Origin of the sequence: Alcaligenes sp. NLF5-7, assembly GCF_024266725.1 — a bacterium.
GTDB classification, from domain to species: Bacteria; Pseudomonadota; Gammaproteobacteria; order Burkholderiales; family Burkholderiaceae_B; genus Alcaligenes; species Alcaligenes phenolicus.
In genome coordinates this window covers 1389253-1413979 of sequence record NZ_CP100755.1, presented here as the reverse complement: position 1 = coordinate 1413979, position 24727 = coordinate 1389253, and the positions used below count along the sequence as shown (strand labels likewise).

Annotated in this window: 20 protein-coding genes; 4 read left to right on the top strand and 16 right to left on the bottom strand. The window is 59.0% G+C overall.

Features of this window, described 5'->3' with window-relative positions; all coding sequences use genetic code 11:
• Positions 1 to 15 precede the first annotated feature (15 nt).
• From MID00_RS06640 to MID00_RS06625, 4 genes are all read left to right on the top strand, one after another.
• Positions 16 to 747 (top strand): DsbC family protein, encoded by a 732-nt coding sequence (locus MID00_RS06640; RefSeq protein ID WP_009458548.1) that lies wholly within the window; start codon positions 16 to 18, stop codon positions 745 to 747.
• Positions 748 to 1058: 311 nt separating this feature from the next.
• A complete protein-coding gene (locus MID00_RS06635; protein WP_254500061.1) occupies positions 1059 to 2675 on the top strand; it encodes an EAL domain-containing protein in 1617 nt (538 codons plus the stop codon).
• A 179-nt stretch (positions 2676 to 2854) separates the two neighbouring features.
• Positions 2855 to 4387: a methyl-accepting chemotaxis protein gene (locus tag MID00_RS06630; protein ID WP_254500060.1), complete on the top strand. Its 1533-nt coding sequence runs from the start codon at positions 2855 to 2857 to the stop codon at positions 4385 to 4387.
• Between the two features lie 109 nt (positions 4388 to 4496).
• Entirely contained in the window at positions 4497 to 6074 is a 1578-nt protein-coding gene (locus MID00_RS06625) for an alpha/beta hydrolase-fold protein (protein WP_254500059.1), read from the top strand.
• Between the two features lie 511 nt (positions 6075 to 6585).
• On the opposite strand, the gene MID00_RS06620 is transcribed toward MID00_RS06625, so the two are convergent.
• The 16 genes from MID00_RS06620 to MID00_RS06545 form a co-directional block, all read right to left on the bottom strand.
• Entirely contained in the window at positions 6586 to 7368 is a 783-nt protein-coding gene (locus MID00_RS06620; protein WP_254500058.1) for a 2,3-dihydro-2,3-dihydroxybenzoate dehydrogenase, read from the bottom strand.
• Between the two features lie 13 nt (positions 7369 to 7381).
• Positions 7382 to 8020, bottom strand: coding sequence for an isochorismatase family protein (locus MID00_RS06615; RefSeq protein ID WP_009458555.1), 639 nt, complete (start codon positions 8018 to 8020; stop codon positions 7382 to 7384).
• Positions 8021 to 8034: 14 nt separating this feature from the next.
• On the bottom strand, positions 8035 to 9240 hold the full coding sequence (locus MID00_RS06610) for an isochorismate synthase MenF (protein ID WP_254500057.1): 1206 nt from the start codon (positions 9238 to 9240) through the stop codon (positions 8035 to 8037).
• Positions 9241 to 9308: 68 nt separating this feature from the next.
• A complete protein-coding gene (locus MID00_RS06605; RefSeq protein WP_254500056.1) occupies positions 9309 to 10706 on the bottom strand; it encodes a YncE family protein in 1398 nt (465 codons plus the stop codon).
• 97 nt (positions 10707 to 10803) lie between these two features.
• The gene (gene entS / locus MID00_RS06600; protein ID WP_254500055.1) at positions 10804 to 12054 is read right to left on the bottom strand and encodes an enterobactin transporter EntS; all 1251 of its coding nucleotides are present in this window, start codon (positions 12052 to 12054) and stop codon (positions 10804 to 10806) included.
• Positions 12055 to 12057: 3 nt separating this feature from the next.
• Positions 12058 to 15981, bottom strand: coding sequence for an amino acid adenylation domain-containing protein (locus tag MID00_RS06595; RefSeq protein WP_254500054.1), 3924 nt, complete (start codon positions 15979 to 15981; stop codon positions 12058 to 12060).
• A gap of 21 nt (positions 15982 to 16002) precedes the next feature.
• Positions 16003 to 16248 (bottom strand): phosphopantetheine-binding protein, encoded by a 246-nt coding sequence (locus MID00_RS06590; RefSeq protein WP_003804459.1) that lies wholly within the window; start codon positions 16246 to 16248, stop codon positions 16003 to 16005.
• Positions 16245 to 17891: a (2,3-dihydroxybenzoyl)adenylate synthase gene (locus MID00_RS06585; RefSeq protein ID WP_254500053.1), complete on the bottom strand. Its 1647-nt coding sequence runs from the start codon at positions 17889 to 17891 to the stop codon at positions 16245 to 16247. Before MID00_RS06585 ends, MID00_RS06590 begins: the two co-directional genes overlap by 4 nt.
• 41 nt (positions 17892 to 17932) lie before the next feature.
• Entirely contained in the window at positions 17933 to 18619 is a 687-nt protein-coding gene (locus tag MID00_RS06580) for a 4'-phosphopantetheinyl transferase superfamily protein (RefSeq protein WP_254500052.1), read from the bottom strand.
• Position 18620: 1 nt separating this feature from the next.
• Complete coding sequence (locus MID00_RS06575; RefSeq protein WP_009462853.1) at positions 18621 to 19337, bottom strand: ABC transporter ATP-binding protein; 717 nt, start codon at positions 19335 to 19337, stop codon at positions 18621 to 18623.
• Positions 19334 to 20092 (bottom strand): ABC transporter ATP-binding protein, encoded by a 759-nt coding sequence (locus tag MID00_RS06570; RefSeq protein WP_254500050.1) that lies wholly within the window; start codon positions 20090 to 20092, stop codon positions 19334 to 19336. The genes MID00_RS06575 and MID00_RS06570 overlap by 4 nt, the downstream gene beginning before the upstream one ends.
• A complete protein-coding gene (locus tag MID00_RS06565) occupies positions 20089 to 21027 on the bottom strand; it encodes a branched-chain amino acid ABC transporter permease (RefSeq protein ID WP_137430833.1) in 939 nt (312 codons plus the stop codon). Before MID00_RS06565 ends, MID00_RS06570 begins: the two co-directional genes overlap by 4 nt.
• Positions 21028 to 21897 carry a branched-chain amino acid ABC transporter permease gene (locus MID00_RS06560; protein ID WP_035268872.1) on the bottom strand — a complete coding sequence of 290 codons (870 nt, stop codon included), beginning with the start codon at positions 21895 to 21897 and terminating at the stop codon, positions 21028 to 21030.
• 8 nt (positions 21898 to 21905) lie between these two features.
• Positions 21906 to 23108, bottom strand: a complete 1203-nt coding sequence (locus MID00_RS06555) for an ABC transporter substrate-binding protein (RefSeq protein ID WP_254500049.1) — start codon at positions 23106 to 23108, stop codon at positions 21906 to 21908.
• Positions 23109 to 23359: 251 nt separating this feature from the next.
• Positions 23360 to 23821, bottom strand: coding sequence for a MarR family winged helix-turn-helix transcriptional regulator (locus tag MID00_RS06550; RefSeq protein WP_009462841.1), 462 nt, complete (start codon positions 23819 to 23821; stop codon positions 23360 to 23362).
• A gap of 116 nt (positions 23822 to 23937) precedes the next feature.
• Positions 23938 to 24714, bottom strand: a complete 777-nt coding sequence (locus MID00_RS06545) for an ABC transporter permease (protein ID WP_226349577.1) — start codon at positions 24712 to 24714, stop codon at positions 23938 to 23940.
• Between the last annotated feature and the right edge of the window lie 13 nt (positions 24715 to 24727).

Sequence of the window (24727 nt, the reverse complement as noted above, 5' to 3'; positions counted from 1 at the left end):
CAAAGGAAGTACGTCATGATGTTGCACCTTCGTTCTGTATTGGCACTGGCGCTTTTGTCGCTGTGCAGCCTGGCTCAGGCCGCCAGCCCCGCCAAAGTAGACACACGTTTCGAGACTACCCGCCAGGCCTTTGAAGCCGCTTTCCCCGGCGTGACGGTCGATGGTATTCGCGCCACACCATTTCCCAATTTGCTGGAAGTGGAAGTGGGCGGCACCTTGCTCTACACCGACCCGCAGGCCAGCTTTGTGATGCAGGGTTCTTTGCTGGATAGCAAAACTCGTGTTGATCTGACCGAGCAGCGCATGCAGGAACTCAATCGTGTGTCGCTGAATGACTTGCCGCTGGATAAGGCTATCAAGCTGGTAAAAGGCGACGGTAGCCGTCAAATGGTGGTTTTTGAAGATCCCAATTGCGGCTATTGCAAACGTCTGCATACAACTTTGCAGGAGATCGACAATGTTACGGTTTATAGCCTGATGTTTCCCATCCTGGGACCGGATAGCCGCCGCAAAGCCGAGGACATCTGGTGTGCCCAAAACCCCGCTAAAACCTTGAGTGATTGGATGGGGGGCGGAGTGCGACCCGAGAAAGCCTCGTGTGAGCATCCATTGGATCAGTTATTGGCAGTGGGACAAAAACTGCGCGTTCAAGGTACCCCGGCCATTTACTTTGCCGATGGTAGCCGCGCTGATGGCTGGCTGCCTGCTGCCCAGTTGCAGTCTCGCCTGGACGCTGCCGCCCAGTAAGTATTCTGCCTGGTCTTGAGCTAGAACAACCCGCTTTCGAGCGGGTTTTTTATGCCCCATCGTTATGGAAACTATAATTATTTGTGGGGCATGATTTTAAAAGAACAGCGATTAGAAAATAATCCCGAGATGGTTCAGGCGGTAAGGCGGACGTTATTTTGAAGACAAAAAATTTCAAACGCCACATTTGACCATTCTTTACTTTGTGCTCCGTATTCTAGAAGTGATAATTCTAACTATTGATAAAAATAGTATTGTCGGCCCTCGCCGGGACCGTCGTGGGACTGACAATAATTAAATAGTAGGCGCTTATGGAACATGCACACTGCGTGTTGATTGTTTTGGAAGAAGGCGAAGGCTTGCACTACTGGCTGGAGCAACTGCGGGTTTTCGGTACCAAGACAAGCGTTGTCAGATCCCTGGAGAAGGTAGCCGAGGCGCGTCTGAGCCAGGCCGATCTGTTGCTGTTTCCTGTTGAGACGGGCTACGTGCCTTTGATGGTGGCCAAATTGCGCAATGACTTTGGCTCGCTGGGTATTGTGGCCGTTCAGTCCGGCCTGTCTGCCAGTGCTCGTGTGCAGTTGCTGCTGACGGGTGCTGATGCGTGTCTGGCTATGGATGTGCAAGTTCCCGAGCTGATGGCCTGGTGCCATGCCGTGCGCCGCCGTAATGTGTATGCCGCCGTGGGTGCCGCCCAGGCGATGGAAGAGGTTCAGGATCAGAGTGGCCAGCAGGAATGGATCTTGCGCGATAAAGGCTGGACTCTGGTGGCTCCCAATGGGGTGGGACTGGAACTGACGCATAGCGAACGTCAATTAATGGACGCATTCATCCGCCATGCGGATGCCCGTTTCAGCCGTGAAGACCTGATGCGCGACAAAGGCCTGGCTGCCAGTGACAGCCGTGCAGTGGATTCCCTGATCAGCCGTTTGCGCCGCAAGGCCACTCAGGCAGGGGTGGCCTTGCCGATCAAGTCGGTGCACGGCTGGGGCTACACCTTTACGGGCAAGTTGATCGCCCAGCAAGAGCCGCAAGATACTGAAATCATGGAGTTTTACGCCCAGCGCGACGAGCAGGAAGCGTCCCAGCCCACGCCGCTGGAACTCTTGCGTGCGCTGGAAACTCTGGATGTGCTTGATCCGCAGGCCAGCGAAGCGCTGTCTTTCTCTTATCAGTTGCGGGTGGCGACCAGTACGGGCCAATACAGTGGTGTGGACGCCCAGGTGTTCTGGACCTCGCCCACAGGCTTGCGTCTGTCATCGGATCTGGTGCTGCGCCATATGCCTGACGCCATTCACCGTCAGGCTTTGTGCGAATGGATGCTGCGTACTCTGATGGCTGACGTGCGTCGCTGGTGGCAGGAGTATTCGCTGCGTGCCAGCCATATTGGTCTGAAGTTGCCCATCGATATGCTGCTGCCCCTCTATAAGCGCATGCCCAGCATGTTGAGTCAGTTCGAGCTGCAACCTTGCTGTGTAGAGCTGGACTTGTTCAGCGACGAGGAATTGGAAGAAACACCAGAACTGATCCAGGCTTTGCAGTTTCTGAAAGAACAGGACATTCAGGTCTGGCTGACCAGCCCCGATATTGAGAACAGCAAGCTCAACCGTTTGCGTGGCTGGCCAATCAGCGGCGTCAAACTGGAAGCCGAGGTTATTCAGCGCGCCTGCCGTGAACCGACGTTCAAGGCATTGCTGGAAACCGCGTGCCATTTACTGAGCGAGCAGGGTTTTGAGCTGGTTATCAAAGGCGTCGATAACCTGGAACAGCGCGATCTTGCCGTGAATCTGGAGCTGGGTCATTACCAGGGGCGTCTGACCTCGGAATTGATGTCTGAAGATGGCTTCTTGCTGACTCTGGCCAGCAGCGAACCTTCTTTTGGCCAAGGCCATGAAGCTTCCCGACGCTTGAGCGGTAGTGTTTTATAAGCCGCCTTAGCATCCAATTATCTCGATATGTAACTTTAATTAAGTATTTCAAGCCCGAGGCCGTTACCCAGCTTGTTCGATGGGGCCTCCATGCAGGCCGACCGTGGTGACACGGTCGGTTTTTGCGTACCTGGGACCTGTCTTTTCAGCGTTGCTCGGGGAATATGATGCGTTTGGGCTTGAAACAGAAGTTGTGGTTGCCATTGATCTTGTGCTTGATGGCGTTGGTGGCGGTTTTTGCGTTTGTGAACTATCAGCTCTATCAGGCACAGATGGAAGAGCGAAAAAGTAGTTTGCAGCACATCGTCAATATTGCAGTAAACATTACGCAGGACTATCAGCAACTGGTCAGCAAAGGCGTTCTCAGCAAGGAAGAGGCGCAAAAGCAGGCGCTGCAACGCATCGCTAGTATTCGTTTTGGGCAGGAAGGTTATGTGTCGGTGTTATCGACCGATGTGGTGTCCATCATGAATCCCAGCCGACCGGAGCTGGACGGCCAGAACGTCAGTGCCGTGGTCGACAGCAACGGCGTGCACCCTTTTGCCGAGATGAGCCGCATCGGCCGCAATGGTGGCGAAGGTTTTCTGGAGTATCACTGGCCCAAGCTTAGCGACAAGAGCAATGCCCTCAAACTGGCCTTTGGCAAAGGGGTGACGCAGTGGGATTGGGTGCTGATCTCGGGCGTTTATATCGACAATATTCAGGCGCGCTTCCTGAGCAATCTGCTCAGCTCGTCACTCGTGTTCGTTCTGATCGTGCTGCTGGTATCAGCGGTTACTGTGTTTCTGGCGCGCCAGATCTTTGCCGAGCTGGGGGCTGAACCTAAGGTGCTGCATGATGCTGCTCAAGCGATTGCTGATGGGGATTTGCGGGTTGCTCATTCCCTACGTTCGATTCCGGACAATAGCGTGATGGCCTCCATCGAGCAGATGCGCCTGAAGTTGAACGAGGTGATGCGCACGCTGCAACACAGCAGTGGAGTGATTGCGGACGATACCTCGCAACTGTCTGTGGGCAATCTGGAGCTGTCCAGTCGCACGACTCAGCAGGCGGCGGCCTTGCAGGAAACAGCATCGGCCATGGAAGAGATGACGGGCACCGTTCGCATGAGCGAAGAAAACGCCATGCGTGCCGAGGAAGTCTCCAGCCAGGTGCAGAAAACTGCCCAGCATGGTGGTCAGATGGTCAGTGAACTGGTGGACCGCATGGGCGCGATTCGCGATACCAGTGGCAAGGTGGCGGACATTACCACGGTGATTAACTCGATTGCCTTTCAGACCAATATTCTGGCCTTGAACGCGGCTGTGGAAGCGGCGCGAGCCGGTGAGCAAGGTCGAGGCTTTGCGGTGGTGGCGGGTGAGGTACGTGCTCTGGCGCAGCGCACGACGGCGTCAGCCCAGGAGATTGCTCAACTGGTGGAAGCGTCCTCCAATAGCACCCGCGAAGGCGTGCAGTTGATGGGGCAGGTCGGTGAGGTCATTGAGGAGATGGTCACCGGCAGCTCGCAAGTGATGACGATTGTTCACGAGATTGCGGCTTCTACTCGCGAGCAAACCATTGGTATCGAGCAAATCAACGTGGCGGTGGGGCAGTTGGATTCGGCCACTCAGCAAAATGCGGAGATGGTGAACCAGGTGGCGCACACCTCCAGCGAGTTGCAGGAGCAGGTGCAAGAGCTGGATCGTTTGATTCAGGCTTTCCGTCTAGAGTGATGAATGGCGCCGCCTCGAGCCAGCCAAGGGGTGCGCTGATTATTTTTGATCGTATACTGCTTCTTGGTACTGGGCTTGTCCTGCGGCAAACCGGCATTTAGGAGGATGTATGTTGCGCGCACCTGTTGTTGCTGTATTGATGGTGGGAATGGTTGGGTCGGCTTGGGCGGCTACGCTGCCTTCGGCTCAAGGTGAGGTTCAGGCGCACGAACATCATGAACGAATACTGAGCTTGCAGCAAAATGAGCTGGTGCAAGGCAGTTGGCAGCACAGTGGTGATGTGGCGCTGGAATTGTTCGGCCCGGATGGCAAGGCGATTCGTCATTGGGCAGATGCCCCGGAACGGGGTGGCCCTTTTGGCTTTATTGCCAGCACGGCGGGCGAATATCGTTTGCGTGTGCAGGGGCAGGGCGAGTATCAGTGGCAGGTTGAATCGGTTACGGCTCCCCAAGCGCCGGCTCAGGCCGAGCCTTTGCAAGGCGATGTGATCCGTCAGTGGAGCATGCGCTTGCGCGCGGGCGAGCCGTCTCGCGGTTTCTGGGACTATGTGCAGCGTGTAGGTTCGCCTTTGGTGGAGCGCTACAGCACTACGCATGATCGCGTCACGTTTGTCTGGCGCGGTGCCCAGAACGAGGTGCGTCTGCATGGCGGGCCTTTCTCGTATAGCGATCGCATGCATCGTTTGGGTGAGTCGGATATCTGGTACATCACCTACGATTTGCCGCGTGATGCCCGCTTTGCCTATCGCATGGCGCCGGATGTGCCTTATGTGGGCCAGAACCTGGCGCGCGAAGTGCTGCGGGCGGCGTTGCAGCGCGATCCTCATAATGCCAAGGCTTTGCCGGAAAACAGCAAGGATCTGTTTGATGGTGAGTCGGTCTTGCGTTTGACGCAGGCACCTGCCGAAGTGGTGAGCCTGGAGCCGCAGCAGTTGGGGCAGGGGCAATGGCGTACGGAGCGCTTGCCCAGCGAGGCTTTGGGTGTGGAACGGCAGGTGCAGATTTATCAGCCTGCGGGCACTCGGGCTCAGGAAATTGATCACACCTTGATTTTGTTCGATGGTCGGGACTATCGGGATTTGGCGCGTGCGCCGGCCATGCTGGATACCTTGATTGCGCAGGGGCGCGTGGAGCCTATGTGGCTGGTCCTGGTGGACAATCCGGGCATGGCGGAACGGGCGCGGGAGTTGCCGCCTAATGAGGCTTATATCAAGTTTCTGGATAAGGAATTGATGCCTTGGCTCAAGGCCCAGGGGGTGCAGTCGACAGCGGACAAGACGGCGATTGGCGGCTCCAGCTATGGTGGTTTGGCAGCCATGAATGCCGCTTGGCGTTTGCCGCAACTGTTTGGCAATGTTCTGAGCATGTCGGGGTCGTTCTGGTGGGCTCCTCCGGGTGATGCTCGTGGGCAGTGGCTGACGCGGCAGATGGCGGACTCAGAAGCTGTGCCAGTGAAGATTTATATGAGTGCCGGGGTGTTTGAGTCTTCAGGTTCCAGCCGGGATGTCAGCCTGGTGCAGGCTAATCGTCATCTGGATGATGTGCTGCGGGCGCGGGGGTATGACGTGCGTTACGTGGAGAGTGCGACGGCACATGATTTTGTGGCGTGGCGGGATGCTTTGGCCTTGGGTTTGGAGCATTTGTTCGGGATTGAGCAGGTTGAGGCTCCGGTCGAGAACAAGAAGTAGCTGGACTTAAGCTGTGAGGGACGGGCTATAGGCGGGCTCAGGAGGCTGGACCGGGGGGCTGTTCGGGTCGGGGCAGGCTCCGGCGGGGCTGAGCGCTTGCTGGTGCTGCGCACCAGTTCCCTTGTCCTGAGATTGCTACGGGCGGGGCCTGAACTCGCCAGGTACTTGGTCCCCCGGACCAAGTACAAGCGCCTGGCTCAAACAGCAGGCCCCTTGCATCCCTACGCAATCTCAGGCCCGCGGCAAGCACTCTGATCCGCCCCGCCTGAGCCTGCCCCGACCCGAACAGCATGGTGGCAGTGCTCTTGAGTGGGCCTGCTTTCAACGGTTGTTGGTTGGGGCGCTTGGATCGCGATGTTCTGGTTCGCTTGTATTGCTCCTTAGCTCGGCAATATGTGCTCAGCCCTTATCGGCACTGACACTAATATCGATGTACGCATGTTTGCGTTCGGACTCGTTCCGATGGGCAATAAAAAGGGCGGAGATTCCGCCCTTTTTTGCGTCTGGCTGTTTAGCCTTGGTCCAGTGTGGCACCGCCGTCCACGCGCAAGTCGGACAGGGTGATGTGGCTGGCGCGGTCCGAGAGCAGGAACAGGACGGCTTCGGCGATTTCTTCGGGGGTGGCGATTTTTTGCAGGGGGATGCCCAGACGGTAGTTTTCGCCGGAACCCGCGATGACGGTTTCGCGCGAGCTGCCTTGTGCCCACATGGCTTGTTGCATGGGGGTGTCGGTGGAGCCGGGGGAGATGATGTTCACCCGGATGCCGTGTGGGGCCAGTTCCAGGCCCAGGCAGCGGCTCAGTTGGGTGACGGCGGCTTTGGAGGCGGCGTAGGCTCCCATGGCGATGCGTGGTGTGGCGGCGGAGTTGGAGCTGACGTTGACGATCGCGCCTTGCTTGCGCTCGATCATGCCTTTGGCCACGTTGCGGCAGACGTTGAAGACGCCGGTGGTGTTGATGGCAAAGGTGCGATCCCATTGTTCGTTGCTCAGCTCGGTGATGCGGCCCATTTGCAGGACGCCCGCGACACAGGCTAAACGATGAATGGGCCCCAGTTTTTCCTGCCCTTGGGCCAGCGCTGCATCGACGGCATCGGCTTGGCTGATGTCGACCAGGTGGCAGGAAACCCGATCACTGTATTCGGATTGACTCAGTTGGGTCAGTCCTTCTACGTCCAGGTCCAGGGCGATGACGCTGGCGCCTCGTTCCAGCAGTAGTTGGGTGACGGCAGTGCCAATGCCACGGGCCGCGCCCGTGACGGCTATGCATTCACCTGCAAATTCTTGTGTGCTCATGTGTGCTTCCTGTTTAGCTTTGCAGGCTGTCCTGGATTTCGGCGCAGGTCAGGCTGACGCCGCAGCGTTGCGAGACGTGGCGGATCGCCATGTGGTGTTCTTCCAGCGAGAAGTCGGCAACGCCGTCGATAGCCAGGAAGGGCTGCACGTCTTGCATGAAGGCTTCCAGGGCGGTGGTCATGCAGCCGATGTGGGCGTAAACGCCGGTGATGATCAGTTGATCGCGGCCCAGATTGCGCAGTTGCTCACGCAGGTCGGAGCGCTGGAAGGCGCTGTAGCGCCACTTGGTCAGCATGATGTCGTTTTCGGCCGGTGTCAGCTCGGGAACCACGGCTTGTTGCTCATGAAATTCGCTGGCGGTCAGGCCGGGGCCCCAGAAGTCGTTTAGCAAGGCGCGGTCTTTCTCGGGTTGCTCGGTAGGCTGGGCGGTGTAGAACACGGGTATTCCCAGCTTGTGGCAAACCTCGCGCAGGGCGGCAATGCGTTCGATCAACATGGGGATAGGAGCCTGGCTCATATCGTATTTCTGCAGAAAGTAGGTCTGCATATCGTGAATGAGCAGGGCGGCACGATTGGGCTGTGGGCGCCAATTGACGCGGTTGGCTACGGGGGTTTGAGGCAGTTCGTAGCTGGGCAAGGCGTGAATGGTCATGAATCGTGTCTCCTTTAGAGGGTTATGTTCTGGGCCAGACCCAATGAGTTAATCAGGGTCATGAGTTTATTGCCGGTTTCCTGGCGTTCCAGGGCAGGGACGGAGCCGTCCACAATGCCGGCGCCAGCCGATAAGGTCAGCTCTTGCTGGGTGTAATGGCCGCAACGAATGGCGACTGCCCATTCGCCGTTGCCTTCGTGGTCGTTCCAGCCTATGGCGCCTGCAAAGTAGCCGCGATCAAAGACTTCAGTGGCTTCGATGGCCTGCATGGCGGGCTGGGTGGGCAGGCCGCAAACGGCCGGCGTGGGGTGCATGGCCAGTGCCAGCTCCAAAGAGGTGACGGACGGGTCACGCAAACGGCCGCTGATACGGGTGGACAGGTGCCACAGGTTGGCGGTGCTGGTCAGGCTGGGGCCATCAGGCACGTCCAGGGAGTCGCAGAACTGGGACAGGATGCGCACCACGTCCTGGATCACGTAGGCGTGCTCGCGCAGGTCTTTGCTGGAAGCCATCAAGCTGTCGGCGCTGGCCTGGTCGCGCTGTGGGTCGGCAAAGCGAGGGGCGGTGCCTGCCATCGGGTTGACGGTAACCAGATCGCCCTGGCGACGCACCAGCAACTCGGGGCTGGCCCCAAAAAACAGATCCGGGTCTTGAGCCTTGCCGCCCGGCAAGGGCAGGGCGTAGGTGTAGCCGGCAGGATTGCTGTGGAGCATATTGCTCAACACAGTCTGACGGTCCAGGGCTTCGTTCAAAGTGATGGTGACAGTGCGGGCCATCACGGTTTTGGAAATGTTCTGTTCGCGCATCGTGGCCAGGATGCGGCTGACGCTGTCTTCGTAGCCTTCGCCATCAGGCAGCAGGCTTTGGCTGGCAATGCTGTTGCTGGATTTGGCCAACGGCGGGCGTTGTACCGGGCGCAGCAGGACGGGATCGCGCTGATATTCTTTGGGAACGCGCAGGTAAGCCTGGCGAGTCGGGTTAAAGGGGATCACTCCCATCAACAGGGGAGCATCCAGACCTTGCCGAGCGGCTTGCGCCAGCAAGGTTTGGGCATCAGAGAGCAGTTGCCCTTGGGCATTGTTGGTATGCCGCTCCAGTGCCGTGCCGTGTGCCATCAAACTGACGGTGGGAGAGGCAAATACGCTGCTGTCGGCCTGGTAATGACCTAACCATTCTTCAATGGTGGCATGGCGGACTTGGTCGGCTATACGGCTATTCATAGGAGTCCTTTTTGGGGCAAGGGTTTTGCCTTGGCGCCCCTTTTCATGGAAGGGGCGCATCGGGCGGTTTACTTCAGATGCAGGCGTGTGATGCGGTCAGCCGTCTGGTCATCCTTACCTTTGGATTTGTTGACCAGATAGGCATTGCCTTCGCCATCCAGGGAGACGTGGTTGGGGAAGCTGCCACCGTCCAGGTTGGCAACGATTTCACCCTTACCATTCACGGCCGTCACGGTGCCCGCACCGCGGGAGGCCACGTAAGCCAGGGATGTCTTGGGATCGAACACCACGTTCAGGGCACCGGCACCGATCTTGATGTCGTGCTGAACGGCACCGTCTTTGGCATTGATGATCAGCAGGTTGTCGCTGCCCTGGGCGGTGATGTAGACCTGATCATTCTTGCTGTCTACCGACACGCCAGCCAGACCACGTGCGCCAGGTACGGGGAACACGGTTTGGGCATTGTCGTTTTTCAGGTCAACAATGATCAGCTCGTTGGTGCTGGCGCTGACGGTGTACAGACGGTCTTTTTCAGCATCCAGTACCAGGCTCATGGTGCCGGGTTTGTTGCGGGTTTTCGATTGCAGTTCGATCGGGTCCAGCTGAGTCAGCTTCTTGGTGTCGAATACAGCGATGGTGTTGGCGCCGGGCGAGGACACGTAGGCACGGTCTGTTTTCTCGTCTACAACCACGTCGCGTGGGTGGCTGACGACGCCGTCTTCAAACTGTTTGACCAGTTTCAGGTCTTTCTGGCTGTAGACAGCAATGGAGCTGCTGCGGGTGTTGGTGACCCAGACATTGCCTTGCTTGTCGTCCACGTCCACACCGTAAACGGCTTGAACCTGACCATCATCACGGCTTTTTTGGGCGGCAGGTGTCACGCTGGCTTCAACCGCCAGGGTCTTGGGGTTCACTTTCACCAATTGCGACTGCTTGACGGGTGGGCGGCCCACGGCGGAAGTCACGAACAGCACTTTGTTCTTGGGGCTGTAGGCGCTTTGGTACAAGCCGGGAACCAGGTGCTGGGATTGCAGTTCGAATTTGTCCTGACCGCTCAGCTCAACTTTTGGGGACACCTTCAGATTGAAGATGTCGGCCGTCGAGGGCTTGCTGACTTGCATGACCACAGGGTGCACGCCCACAGCGGCGTCAGCGGGGATGGTGATCTTGGTGCTCAGATTGCCTTCTTTGTCGGCAACCAGGGCTTGAGGGGTCAGAGTGTGACCGTTTTGCAGCAGGATCACTTCCTGGCCGGGGGTGAAACCACGGCCTGCCAGTTGGGCTTCGGAGCCTGCATAGACCACGCCAGCAGCATTCAGGGAACCGCGAAAGTCAGCATCAGGCTGGTCAAAAGCGGGGGCTGCAAAGGCATTGGCCAGGGACAGCGACAGGACGGCTGCGCTCAGGCCGGCCTTGCGCAGCAGTGCGGCAGGGGTACGGCGAATGCAATTGACATTGATTAGCATCTTTTAATCCTAAATAAAGGTTCGGTCGACAAGACGGTCCATGTAGGAGATCTTTCTACAGGCGTGCAGCAGGCGTGGGTAGAACAAAAGCGAGATGTCAGGCATTGGGCGGGCCATCCTGTTTGCTGGCCGAACGCAGGCCTTGGTTAAACACGCCGAAACCGCAAGCGACAGCGGCACAGGCCAAACCACCCACGGCCACGGCGACTGCCGGGCCCAGCAGACGGGACAGATAACCCATTTGCATATTGCCCAGGGCCTGGCCCAGGGAATATTGCGTCATCCACAAGCTGGAGACACGGCCCAACAGGTAATCGGGGGTGTGGTGCTGAACCAGCGCCATACGCATGATTTTGGAGATGGTGTCGGCAGCACCCATGATGGCCAGGCAGATCAGCGCCCACCACAGGGTCGCTTGCACGGACAGGGCTGCTACCGCCAGGCCCCAGATCAGTACGGCAATCACGATGGCGGCACCTGGGCGGGATACCTGACGGCACCAGCCACTGGACAGGGCGGCCAGCGTGGCACCCACAGCCGGAGCGGCATACAGATAGCCGGTGGCGGTGGCGCCCATTTTCAAAATAGTGTCGCCCCACTCGGGCATCAGGGCCAAAGGCGTGGCCAGAATCAGGGCAGCCAGATCAATCAGCAACAGGGCGCGCAGCAAGGGGTGGCTGGCCACAAAACCAAGGCCATCACGCAGGGATTGGAAGGCGTTTTTCTGAGGCTGCTTGCCCGCTTGCGGAGGCAAGGGCGGCAGAGCACGCAAGAGCAAAGGGGTGATGATGACACCGCAGAGCACGATCACGTAGCAGAAAATCAGGCCGGGACCGGAGATCAACACGCCAGCCAGTGCGGGGCCGATAATGCCGCCCAACTGCATGGCCAGACCGGACAGGGCTGCCGCAGCGGCCAGCTTGTCTCGACCGACCAGTGCCGGGGTAGCGGACATCATGGCCGGGACGCTGATCCCGCCTGCCGCACCACCAATGGCAGCGGCCACATAGATCAACCAGACCTGCGGGTTGGGCATCAGCGTATTGAGCAGGAACAGCACCACGCTGATGATGTAGACACTGCGCGACCAGACCATCAGGCTGCGCCTGTCCATGCGGTCCGACAAGACACCGCCGGCAATCAGTGCCAGCACCATGGGGGTGGCCATGGATACGTTCAGAAAGGCAACGGCCACACTGGATTTGGTCAGTTCATAAAGCTGCACGCTGGCAGCCACCATCAACATGCCGGTGACCAGCACCGTGGCGGCCCGAGCGAAGTAGGCAAAGCGGAATGCTCGACTTTCGATTAGTGGCGAGATATCCAGAAAGAAACGTCTTACAGACATGGCTTATACATCGAGTTCAGGTTGGGCTTGTGCCTGTTCGGCAAAAGCCATGGCCGAGTCCATCAGCGGGGCCATGATGGCCACGGCTTCAGTACCGGTCAAATGCGCGTGCAAGGAGGCAATGTCGTGCACATCCAACTGCCCTGTGTAGGGCTTCCACAAATCGGGATGCAATTGTGTGCCGGCGTGATCCAGCGCTGCGCGGAAATAAAGCATGGGGCCGTCATAGACGTGATGCTCGTACAGGCGCACCAGGCGGTTATTGTTTTCCACTACCTGAAATACGCTGTCCAGACGCGTGTCGGGCAACTCGGCCAGCGGGTGACCGCTGCGCTTGAGGAAGTCCACCACACCCTGACGGGTCAGGGAAACGTCGGGCAAGCTGTCTGGGTCGTGGCCCGCAATATGCAGCAGCGCCTTGTAGATGGCATTGGGCTCGGGGGCCGGTTCGTTACGCCACGCGTCGCTGGGATAGGCGTCCAGCAAGGACAACATGCCTACCAGTTGACCGCGACGACGCAGCTCCACGGCCATGGCCTGAGCAATAATGCCGCCCACGGACCAGCCTGCCAGATGGTAGGGGCCTTGTGCTTGAACTTGCTCGATACGATCCACATACACCTTGGCCATGGCATCCAGGCTGCCATCCAGACCTAGCGAGGCGTCAGACAGCACACTGGCTTGCAAGCCATAAACAGCGCGGCCGGCAGGCAGGTGACGTGCCAGTGCCGCATAGCACCAGGACAAACCACCGGCCGGGTGAACCACAAACAGCGCGGGCTGATCGTTCGGCCCCGGACGCAAGGTGATGACGGGACCAAAACCATCGGCTGCCGCGCTGCCAGACTGATCCAGATGTTTGGCCAGACGGGCAATAGTGGGGTATTCAAAAATAGTGCCAATTGATACGGCCTGACCGCGTGCTTCGCGCAGTATCAAGGCCAGTTTGGCAGCTAGCAGCGAGTGTCCGCCCAGGGCGAAGAAGTCGTCGTCGGCGTAAAACGCTTCGCTGCTTTCCAGCACGGTGGCGAAAGCGGCGGCAATTTGGTGCTGAGTGGCACCGTCCAGCTGCAAACCTGCCGAGCGGGCCTGCAAGGCAGGGACGGGCAGCGCCTTGCGGTCCAGCTTGCCATTGGCTGTCACCGGCAGGGCATCCAGGCTGATCCAGGCGCTGGGCACCATGTAGGACGGCAAGTGCTCGCCTACATAAGCGGCCAGCGTGTTGTCCGTGCACTGGCTGCCTGCTTGCGGTACCCAGTAAGCCACAATCGCCATTTGACCGGGTATGTCTTCACGGGCAATCACGGCTACGTGGGCCACATCGGGATGACGCGCCAGCAAGGCTTCAATTTCACCCAGCTCGATACGTTGACCGCGCAGTTTGATCTGGTGATCGGAGCGGCCCAGGAAAATAACCGCGCCATCTTCACGCCAGCGGGCCACATCGCCAGTGGCGTACATGCGGTGGCCATGCAGGGCGTAAGGGTCGGGCACAAAGCGTTCTTCAGTCAGGTCCGGGCGGCCCCAGTAGCCTTGTGCCAACTGTCGGCCAGCCAGGTAAAGATGACCGGCCACGCCGGGCGGTACAGGTTGCAACTGCTCGTCCAGAATGTACAGGGCGGTGTTCCATACGGGGAAACCGATGGGCACAGGCTGGGATTGGTCATCCCGCGACGCAGGCCAGTAGGACACGTCCACGGCAGCTTCGGTTGGGCCGTACAGATTGTGCAGCTCGGCGTTCAGCAGAGAATGGAAGCGGTCGCGGGTAGCGGCCGACAGTTCTTCACCACTGCAAAACACCAGACGCGGAGCCAGTCCACGAGCGGCAGGCTCATCCAGGAAGGCGCTGAGCATGGAGGGCACAAAGTGCAGCACTGTGATGCTTTGTTCGCGCATCAGGCGGGCAATATGAGCCGGATCGCGGTGCGCTTGTGGTGGGGCGATGACCAAGGTTGCCCCTGACAGGAAGGGCAGGAAGAACTCCCACACCGACACGTCAAACGTGGCCGGGGTTTTCTGCAAAATTCGATCACCGGCACCAATGCTGTAGTGCGTCTGCATCCATACCAGACGATTGACGATGGCGTCGTGGTTAACCAGCACGCCTTTGGGTGTGCCGGTAGAGCCGGAGGTGTAGATCAGGTAGGAAGGATCGTGCGGACCGGCGGCGGCCCAGTCTGGCGCAGTGCAGGTTTGTTCAGGCTGCGGGACCAGCAAAGAGGCATTGAGCGTGCAACCGGGCTGGCCGACCAGCAGTCGCGGTTGAGCGGCCTGCAAGATGGTGTTCAGGCGATCGGCAGGCTGGTCCAGATCCAGCGGCAAGTAGGCAGCACCAGCACGGTGAATAGCCAGCAAGGACAGCACCAGCTCCAGCGAACGAGGCAGGGCCACGGCGACAATATCGCCGGTCTGCACACCGGCCAGACGCAGTTGCGCGGCCAGATTGGCGGTTTGTTCGTTGATCTGGGCGTAGCTGAGCTTCTTGCCCTCAAATTCCAGGCCACTTTGTTCCGGGTGAGCCTGCAACTGGGCGTGGATCAGTGCCCACAGCGTTGTTTCAGGAACCGGGTGAGCGGTCTGGTTGACGGTCTCAATCCAGTGGTGGTGTTCGGCATCCGTCAAGGTCGGCACGGCAGACAGGGTTTCAGCCTGCAAAGCGCGCAGCAGGAACTGCTCCAGACGGACCAGATGGGTTTGAATCTGTGCGTCGGTGTACAGACGCGGGTTGGCTTCCACTTCCAGACGCAAGCCACTGGCATCGGGTTGGGCGCGGAAGGTGAAGTTCAAGTCTTCCACGGGGCCAGCGCACAGCACGGTCTGGCTGGCGGTCAGGCCCGCTTGTTCGTAGGGCGCATCGAACGGCAGCACGTTGATGATGGGGCCGTGCAGGCGGCGCATGCCACCCAGCAAACCCAGATCACGGCGCAGTTGTTCACTACGGTAGCGGCCATGACGACGTGCCTGACGCAGAGCCTTGGAAACCTGAATCAGGTACTGATTCAACGGCTGGGATTCGTCGATCTGCAAACGCAGCGGAGCCACGTTCATGACGGTGGAGACAATACGGGCACTGATATGGCCCAGACGGCCCATCCAGGGCACGCCCACCGTGCATTCGTCCTGGCGGCTGTGACGGCGCACATAGGCGGCGGTCAGGCCCGTCAGAATGTCTGGCCAGCTGATGTCGCTGCTTTGTGCCAATGCTTGCAGGCTGGCTGTCAGTTCGGGCTTGACGGCGCTGCGTGCCAGCAGGAAATGATGATCGCTCAAAGCCTGGGATTCGCTCAGGCTTTGGGCGGGCTCTGCATCGCTTAATGTGTCCAGCCAGAACTGTCTGTCCTTGCTGCGGCGCTCGCTACTCCGATAGCTTTGATCATCATCCTGCAAAAGGGTGAACGATTCCAGCTTATGCCCATGATCTTCACGGCCACTTAGCAGCGCCTTGTAGAGCTTGACCACTCGCGTCTCGATCAGCGCCATGCCATAGCCGTCAGCGGCCAGGTGATGGATACGCTGATACCAAAGATGGTGCTTGGGCCCCAGTACAAACAGGATGTGTCGTGCCAGTGGCGCAACGGTTGGGTCCAGCGGTGTGCGCAGGTCTGCCATCAGCTGGGCTTGGGCTTGTTCGGCCCCGTCTGCGTGGGCAGACAGGTCCACAATTTCCAGTTGAATGGGCTCTTGCGGGCGCAGGTACTGGGCCGGGCCGTCGGGCGTGTCCACCATGCGCAAGGTCAAGGCATCGGCTTCGGTCAGCGTCAGATTGATGGCTTGCGCAAACAGCGCGGTGTCCAGCGCCGAATGGATATGCGTGCAGTGCCCGGTATTGAAAATCGGGTTGAGCGGGTCCAAACGCTGGGCGTACCACAGACCTTCTTGTGCTTCGGTCAGGGGGCGCAATGGCAGTTCGGAAGGGGAGCTAAACATAAGCGTGTTGCAGTAAGAAAATCAACGGCCGTTTTGTTGGGCGCGTTCGATCAGGGACCACCACTGGCCCAAGGTGACCACCGAGGCCATCTCGGAAAACTCGATAGGAGCGCCAGCTTCGCGCCAGCGGGTGGCCAGGGTCATGACGCGCATGGAGTCCAGACCCAGGTCGATCAGATTGTCATCATCCAGAATGTCCTGGGGGTCTTCATGCAGCATGGCGGCAATATCTGCGCGCATGCGTTCCAGGGTAAGTGCAGTACTCATGATTGTTCTTGCGTTGTGTTTTCGAGTTGTTCGCGCAGTTGGGCGCGCAATTCCTTGCGGCTGATCTTCAGGGCCGCAGTTTCCATGAAACGGTCCACAAACACGATTTGATCCGGCACTTTGAAGTCGGCCAGACCGCGGCTGCGTATCCATTTCTTCAGTTCAATCGCGCGGGGCTTGTCATCCTTGGGGATGATGAAAGCGCAGCTGCGCTCGCCCAGAAACTCGTCGGGCACCGATACCACGGCAGCATCAAAGACCTGCGGGTGAGCCAGCAGATGATCTTCAATTTCCTCGGCGGAGATTTTTTCGCCAGCGCGGTTGATGTGGTCAGTGGCACGACCCTGAACCATCAAGTAGCCTTCGGGCGTCATGCGTACCACGTCGCCTGTGCGATAGAAGCCGTCCTCGGTAAAGGAGCGGGCATTGGCCGCGGGGTTGTTGTGGTAGGCACGGATCGTGTAAGGACCCCGTGTCAGCAGATAGCCGGTTTCCCCAGGGGCGACCGGATTGCCGTTGTCGTCCACGATCAGGATTTCATCGTCCGGGCTGATGGGGCGGCCCTGTGTGTTGATGATGGTGTCCTCGGGATCGTCCAGGCGGGTGTAGTTCACCAGGCCTTCGGCCATGCCGAACACCTGCTGCAAGGTCACACCCAGAGTGGGACGTACACGCTTGGCCGCTTCGGCGTTCAATTTGGCACCGCCCACCTGGATGACTTTCAATGAATCCAGCTTGGCATCGGTCTTGGTGGCTGCATCCATCCACAGCATCAGCAGCGGGGGGACCAGACTGGTGTCGGTTACGCCTTCGCGCTCGATCAGCTCAAAGCAAACGTCCGGGCTGGGGGCGGGGCTCAGCACCACTTTGGCTCCGGCGTACAGAGCACCCAGAAAACCGGGCGAACTCATGGGGAAGTTGTGGGCAATGGGCAAAGCGCCCAGAAACACACTGTTCTCGTCCAGTCCGGCAGTCTTGGCGCTTTCGCGCAAGGTGTAGATGTAGTCGTCGTGCGTGCGGGGGATCAGCTTGGACAAGCCGGTGCTGCCCCCCGAGATTTGTAGGAACGCCACTTCGGAAGGCTGGGCCGCCGATACGGGTACGTCTACATTGGCAGCGCTGCTTTGCAACTGGGCCAGGGACGTAAATTCTTGTGCGTCGCCCACGATGTAAACCTGCTCGACCTGCGGGCAGCGTTCACGCAGTTCGCGTACCAAAGGCAGGTAGTCAAAACCGGCATGAGCGTCCACACCAATATAGGCGCGCGCTTGAGCAGTATTGGCAAAGTGTTCGACTTCGGTGATGCGGTGCGCAGGCAGGACGTACACGGGCAAAAGACCGGCACGGAACAGGCCAAAGATCACACTGACAAACTCAGGGATGTTGGGCAGGTGCACCAGGACGCGGTCGCCCTTGCGCAGACCGGCTTGCAGCAGGCCCGCCGCGATCTGACTGGCGTACTGGTCCAGCGCGCCATAGGTCCAGCGCTGGGTGCCGCCAACAATGGCTTCGCGTTCCGGGTGGTTTTGCGCGCGCGTGCGCAGCAAAGCGCCAAAAGTTTCCCCTTGCCAGTGTCCAGCATCGCGGTATCGCTGGGCAAAAGCGTCAGGCCAAATTTGTTCAACAGGAATAGATTTCATCATGGTAATGAGAACTATTACATAAATAAGTAGGCTTGTCAGATTTACTCGTGCTCAGTCAGCTTGGTGTCAGGCAGTTGAGCGCTGTCCAAAAAGCTGACTGTCCACGGAGCAAAGGGGGTGTTCAGGCAGATGGCGGCGGCATAGTTTTCCACCGGCCGGTGACTGCGCACCACCAAACCTTGCAAGATGGGATGGGGGGATTGTACGGTGCATCCATGATCTGGGTGACCGTCCAAGGATAATTCTTGAGGCTGAATATGAAAACCCGTGCCTGCATGTTTCAGGGCGGCCTCTTTGCCACACCAAAGCGCGTAGAAGTCCAGATCGCTCTTTAGCCAAGAACGCTCGGACGGCACACTGCAATGTTCGACCAGCCCTGCTTTGACGGGTAGGCGCATGGCCTCGATGTCTACGCCTATAGTTCGGTCGGCAATTCCAATCAGCACGCGCTCGCCGCTGTGCGACAGGCTAAAGTGCAGATCGGCATCGTCCAGATCCAGCACGGGCTTGCCATGTTCCAGTTGGGTGATGGGAACGGCGCGTGGCGTGCAGCCCAGCAAGGGCGCCAGAAAATGGCGCAGCGCACCGTGGGCCAGCAGGCTTAAATGCTGGTCCGACTGCTGTCTGCGACGGGCAATCACCGCCAAGGTATGGTCGGGAACCTGGTTTCGTAACCAGGATTCCATACCAGCGGGTAAGGGAAGCGACAAACTGTATACGGACAGCATGTCAAAGTCCCAAATGGCGTTGCAAAAGGGCGGCGTCCTGGCGCAGTTGCTCGGCAGGGCCGTCATACACCAGTTGACCATTACCCAATAACAAAGCGCGTTCGGCCAACTGCAGAGCCAGACTTAAATTCTGTTCGGCGATCAGTACGGTAATGCCTTGCTCGTTCAGCGTTTGCAGCTGCGGCAGCAAGGTGTCCTGAATCGTCATGGGTGCCAGGCCTTCGCTGGGTTCGTCCAGAACAATAATGGAGGACTGCGTCAGCAGCGCACGGGCCAGTGCCAGCAACTGTCGTTCGCCACCGCTCAAGGCGGAGCAGGAGGACTGGCGGCGTTCGTACAGACGCGGCATGGCTTCGTAGATGCTGTTCAGCGTCCAACGATCATCCGAGCGCGGACGTCGTGCCAGCCCGGCCAAACGCAGGCTTTCCTGCACGGTCAGCGTTGGGAAACGGCCTCGGCCTTGGGGCACTAAAGCCATGCCCAGCAGGGCGATTTTGTGCGTGGGCCAACCTGCAATGTTTTTCCCGTGCACATTGATTTGTCCGCTCCACTGCGGGCCCATATTGAACAGGCAGTGCAGCAGGCTGGTTTTTCCGGCGCCGTTGCGGCCCAGCAGGGCCACACTTTGCCCGGCGGGGATATCCAGCGAAATTTCTTGCAGAATGTCGGCACGGTCGTAGCGTGCATGCAGGCCGGAGATGTTCAGCGCTGTGCTCATGCCGCCTCCAAAGCCAGTTCGCCCAGATAGGCCTGACGCGCGCCTTCGTGCTGGCGCACGGCGTCCGGGGTGTCGCAGGTCAACAAGCTGCCCGATGACAGCACGGCAATCCGGTCACATTCCTGGAAAACAATATCAATGTCATGGCTGATCAGCAGCACGGCACATTGGCCGCGCATGGCGTGGACCAATGCCATGACTTCACGCGATTCGGACTCGGACAGACCAGCGGTAGGCTCGTCCAGCAAGAGCACGCGGGGTTGCTGCGCCAGGGCGATCAGCAAATCCAGAATGCGCTGCTCTCCATAGGACAGGGATCGACCCAGCACATGGCCCCGGCCGGCCAGGGCGCTATGTTCCAGCAATGCTTCGGCTGCTTCTTGGCTGGCGGCGCGGGCGGCCTTGCGGCCCCACCAGAGGTAGGCGCAATCTTTTTTGATGCGCACGGCCAGAGCCAGGTTTTGCAGCAGGGTCAGTTCAGGAAAAATACGGCTGGTCTGAAAGCTGCGCACCATACCTTGTTTGGCGCGTTCAATCGGGCCCAGACTGCGCAGGTCCTTGCCTTCCAGGAACACCTGACCGCTGGAAGGAGTGGCCAGACCACTGATGATGTTGAACAGTGTGGTTTTACCTGCGCCATTGGGGCCAATCAGCCCCAGGGTTTCGCCCGCACGCAGCTCCAGGCTGACGTCCGTCAGGATATCCAGACCGCCTACATGCAAGGCCAGTTCGCGAGTGCTTAATAAAACGCTCATGCAGACCTCTTGCGTCGTTCTGCCAGACCATTGGGCATGAACAGAACTGTCAGCACAAAGATCAAACCTACCAGTAACTGCCAACGATCCGTGTAGGAGCTCAGGTAGGTCTGGGCAAACAGATAGAAGGTGGCCCCAATAAATGCGCCGCGCCAGGTGCGTATGCCACCGATCACACCCATGATGATGAGCGTGGCCGAGAAGCTCCAATGCACTTGTTGCGGGCTGACGTACTGATTCGCAAAGGGATACAGGCCGCCAGCAGCACCTGCTACCGCACCTGCAATCATGAAGGTGTAAAGGCGGATACGCCATGCCTGATAACCCAGGGCGGCCATGCGCAAGGGCTGATCGCGCAGACCGGTCAAGGCCAGCCCGATTGGGGCGCGGCTGAAAGAACGCAGCAGCAACCAGCAGATGACCGCCAGCGCCAGGGCCAGAATCATCAGGGTGTAGGGGGCGCTCAAGGGCAGATCGCCCAGGCTCAGACGCGGGAAACCGCGCAGGCCATCGGCACCGCCCGTGACATCACGCCAGCGAAACGCGACTTCCCAGATCAATTGACCGGCGACCAGCGTAGCCACCATGAAAAACAGCTCGGAACTGCGCAGGCTGATCAGCGCCATCAATATGGACAACAGGGTGCCCGCCCCAATGCCCACCAGCAGCATCAGCGGCAGGGACGCGCCCCAATACTGGCTGCTGACGGCGGTGGCGTAGGCGGCAAAGCCGAAAACCGCACCGTGGCCCAGGGTTACCAGGCCGCCGTAACCTATCAGTAGGTTGATGCTAAGGACAGCGCAACCGATCAGTAGAGCTTCGGTGCCAAAGCGCCATAAGAAGGCGTCGCCCCAGAAATAGCTGCTCAGCAAGACCAGGCAAGCCAGAGCAGGCCAAAGTCCAGTGCGCAGCAGACAGGTGTTGAGCTTGTTCATTTAAACCTGACGCGTAGCGGATTTGCTCAAGCCATTGGGCCAGCAAAGCAGAAGGCCCAGCATGACGGCCAGGGTGGCGGCATTGGCAAAGGCTGGAACCCAGACGCGGGCAAAGGTGGTGACGAAACCCAGAATCAGCGCGCACAGCAAGGTGCCGCGTACCGAGTTCAAGCCGCCAATGACCACCACCAGCAAGGCCAGCAAGAGGATTTCTTCATCCAGACCGGGGTAAACCGACAGCATGCCAGCGCCCAGGGCGCCGCCCAAACCGGCCAGACCAGCGGCCAGCGCCATGCCGATGGCAAACAGGCGACGCGAGTTCAAGCCCAGGGTCTCGACAATCTGGGCGTCCTGCACGCAAGCGCGAATGGCGGCACCCCACAGGGTGCGATCCAGCAGGAACCAGAACAGCAAGGCCAGCGTCAGGCCGGTGACGATCAGGAACAGACGATAGGTGGGGAAGGGCAGGCCCATGATCCACACGCCGCCACGCAGCACTTGCGGCAGCATGGGCGAGAGCGTGTCGGCGCTGAAGCCCCAGCGCATCAAATCCGCCAGAATGACGGACAGGCCGTAGGTCAGCAGCACCTGCATCAAGTGGGTGCGCTGGTAGAACTGGCGAAAGGGGAAGCGGTCCAGCAACAGGCCCATCAGCCCGCACAGTGCGAAAGCGGCGGGAAAGGCCAGCCACCAGGGCGCGCCGGATGCCAGCCACTGGACGCTGATATAGCCGCCCAGCAGGAAAAAAGAGCCGTGTGTCAGGTTGATGAAGTTCATCAGGCTGAGCACTAAAGACAGCCCCAGCCCCGCCAACATCAGCAGTGCTGAGAAGGACAGGGCATTGAGGATTTGAAGCAGAAAATAAGACAAGGTGGAGCTCAAGAACGCGGGCCGGGGTCCTGGATACGCTGGTAAGTGTGGACCACCGTGTTAAAGGGGCGACCTTGCGCGTCTTTTTCCACCCGGTTGACGTAAATATCCAGAATGGACTGGTTATTGCGCGGGTCAAAAGCCATGGGGCCAAAGGCGGTGTTGATAGGTTTGTCCAGCAGGGCCTGTTTGAAGGCCACTTTGTTGGACAAATCACCCTTGACCGCATCCAGACCGGCCTTGATGACCTGGCCGGTCACGTAACCGGAGGTGCTGGCTTCGCCGGGCAAACGGCCACGGCTGGCCTGGTAAGCAGCCACAAAGTCCTGGGCAGCCGGAGCGCCGGGCGATTGGTGGAAGGTACTGACGCCACCCAAAGCAGCTTCGCCCACAGCGGTAATCACGTCTTCCTGATCGAACAGGGCACCGGGGCCCACGATCTGGATCTTGCCGTGCAGTTGGTAGTCCTGCATTTGCTGGTGGAAACGCACAGCGTCGGCACCGGCCAGAAACGTGTAGACAAACTTGGGATTGCTGGCGGCCAGATTCATCAGGATAGGTGCGAAGTCGGGTGTGCCCAAGGGCGTCCAGATCCGCTCACCCAGCGTGCCGCCTTGTTCCTGATAAGTATTGGCGAAGTCTTCAATGTATTCGCGGCCAGCGGTGTAGTCCGAACCCAGCGTGATGCCGCCGGATTTTTCAATGTGCTCGAAGGCCCACAAGGCGCCGGTGTGGCCCAGCATCCAGCTGGTTTTGGTGGGGCGGAATACGTAGGGGCTGGCTGCTTCACGAGCCAGGCCATTGGCAGCGGCATTGGAAATGAAGGTAGGCAGTTGCGCATCGTGCACGATGTCACGAATGGCCAGTGCGATATTGGCGCTGATGACACCGCCCAGAACGTCGATCTTGTCGCGCTCGATCAGCTTGCGCACTTTACGGATGGCTTCGTCCGGTTTGCCGTGGTCGTCTTCTACCAGCAACTGCACCTTGCGCCCGCCCATCTCGTAATTGCACTGTTGCAGCATCAACTCCAGACCGGCGCGCATGCTTTCGCCCAAGGAGGCGAAGGGGCCGGACAAGGATGTCAGCAGGGCAATTTTCAGGGGACCGTCTTGGGCGCGAAGCAGGCGGGGAACGCCAAACAGCAAAGGGCTGGCTGCGGCAGCCAGCAAAAGCTGGCGACGTCCAGCACGGGTAGGGGAGAGAGTCACGAGATCTTATTTTCCGTAAGAAAGCCAAGCTTGCCTGGCAGGACATCTCAGGCAGGAGGCTGCGCTACTAAATGTTAATCATTATCATTTTATGGTCTTTCCTGACGTAAATAAAGGCTCATACCCTTGAATGTCCATTTCGTGCGTGGGTCTTTAAAGGCAACGCGCCCCGATTGGGGGCGGATTCAGGGTGACAACGGTATGAAAACGGTCACGCGGACGCTTTATAAAAACGCACAGGGGCGGGCTATTTAGCGCGCATCTCCATTGATATTGGCGCGAATGCGGTTCAGGAACTGGCGCAACTGGGTCAGTTCTTCCGCCGAAAAGCCCTGGATGGCGCGGTGATGAATGTCCAGAGCCGCGGGCAGAACACGCAGAAAGTGCTGGCGACCTTGCTCATGCAGATGGATCAGTACACGGCGCTGGTCCAGCGGGTCGGGCTGGCGGGACAGGTGGCCCGCGTTTTCCATTACCACCAGGGCGCGCGACAAGGTGGTTTGATCCACGTCGGTATATTGCGCCAGGGTACTGACGCCCAGGCCATCGGTTTCGTTCAGAAATGCCAGCACGCGCCAGTGCAGCAAGGTCAGTTCATGGCTGCGCAGCAAGGTTTGAAAGTCAGCATTTAAGGCCGAGGTGCTGCGATTGAGCAGATAGGGGATAAACGTATCGTGCCCGGTATAGGCGTCAGTCAGAGTACGGCTGGCCATAGTGAAGCGGCTTCCTTGATGCAAAAAAAAAGCAGGCTACTCGTTCAGAGTGATTGAGTGAGCCTGCGAAAGCCCGACCAGCGCTGCCATTGGCCGGGCAAGTGGTTGGTTCAGTGTCAGTTCGTATGATCCACTTTGCGCTGCAAAGCGGCAATCGTCAGGTTCAGTGCGAAGCCCAGCACACAGATCCAGACCAAGGGTACAAACATATCAATCGTGCGGTAGCTGCGTGCGGCGGCGGTCAGCATATGGCCCAGACCGTCGGTGGAGGCAATCATCTCGGCCAGAAAGACCACCACGCAGGCAATGACGCCTGCCACCCGTACACCGGCCAGCACGGTCGGGCTGATGGCGGGCAAAATGATTTTCCACAGGCAGGCGCTGCGAGATGTCCCGGCGGCACGCGCCGACCAGATCAGCTTGCGGTCCACCGTTTGCGCAGCCACCCAACTGGCCATCAGCACAGGGAAAATCGCATCCGAGACCACCAGAGCGATTTTCGATGAGCTTTCAAACCCCATGATCAGGATCAGTGCCGGGTAAAGGGCGATCTTGGGGATAGGGGCCAGCAGACGGATCAGGGCATCCAGCAGAAACGAGCTCCAGCGCGTCAGCTGTGCAATCAGCGCCAGGGCCACACCGGCCACACAGGCAATCAGCAAACCACTGATCAGGCGGTAGACGGTGATGCCCAGGTTCTGCCAGAAGTCCGCCTGACCGGCCAGTTCCAATACACGCATCAGAATGGAAGAGGGGGCAGGCAGCAACTGCGGGCTGACCCAGCCCGAGCGGGTGCACAGCTCCCAGACAATCAGCATCAGGGCCGGACTGATGCATAAAGACAGTCCCGACAAATCCCGGCGTTTGGCCGGGCGGGTTTGAGTAGAACGCATAGCTTGTCCCGGT